The sequence below is a fragment of the Methylopila musalis genome, assembly GCF_042679725.1.
Lineage (GTDB): Bacteria > Pseudomonadota > Alphaproteobacteria > Rhizobiales > Methylopilaceae > Methylopila > Methylopila musalis.
This window is the reverse complement of sequence record NZ_JBHTMX010000431.1, coordinates 1-628: the sequence shown is the minus strand read 5'-3', so window position 1 is coordinate 628 and position 628 is coordinate 1. Positions and strand designations below refer to the sequence as shown.

The 628-nt window shown below is 76.4% G+C and carries 1 pseudogene; it reads left to right on the top strand.

Annotation, left to right across the window (positions count from 1 at the left end):
• Positions 1-92 precede the first annotated feature (92 nt).
• Positions 93-628 (top strand): annotated as a pseudogene (locus ACFQ4O_RS18140) (saccharopine dehydrogenase); the annotation flags it as partial.

Here is a 628-nt window from a genome sequence, read left to right as displayed (position 1 = left end):
GCCTCGTGGCGCTGGCGGGGGCGAGCTCCACGCCGGCGCTCTCCGTCGCGGGGCTCGCCGCGCTCACGACAGGCTGGCGGCGGATCGACAGCGTGGACATCGCCATCACGCCGGGCGGGCGCGGCGAGGTGGGGCCGGCCGTGATCGCCGCGATCCTCACCTATGCCGGCCGCCCGGTCCCGGTCTGGCGCGAGGGCGAATTGCAGTGGACGACCGGCTGGGTCGACAGCCGGCGGATGCGCGTTCCCCGCCTTGGCGACCGGCGCGTCGCGGCGGTGGAGACGGTGGACGCCCAGAGCCTCGGTCCGGATGTCGCGGTCACGTCCCGCGTGGCGTTCTACGCCGGGCTCGAATCCCGGATCGAGCAGTACGGGCTGATGGCGCTGGCGCGGATGAGGCGCGCCGGCCTCGTCGGGCGGCTCGACGGCCTGATCCCGCTGCTCGTCGCCGCGCGCCGGGCGACGCGGATCACCACCTCCGACCGGGGCGGCATGGTGGTCGCCGTCACCGGGCTCGACGCGTCCGGCGCCCTCACGCACGCGCGCTGGTCGCTGCTGGCGGAGCAGGAGCACGGGCCGCAGGTTCCGACGCTCGCCACCGCGGCGGTGGTCAGGGCGATCGCGGAGGG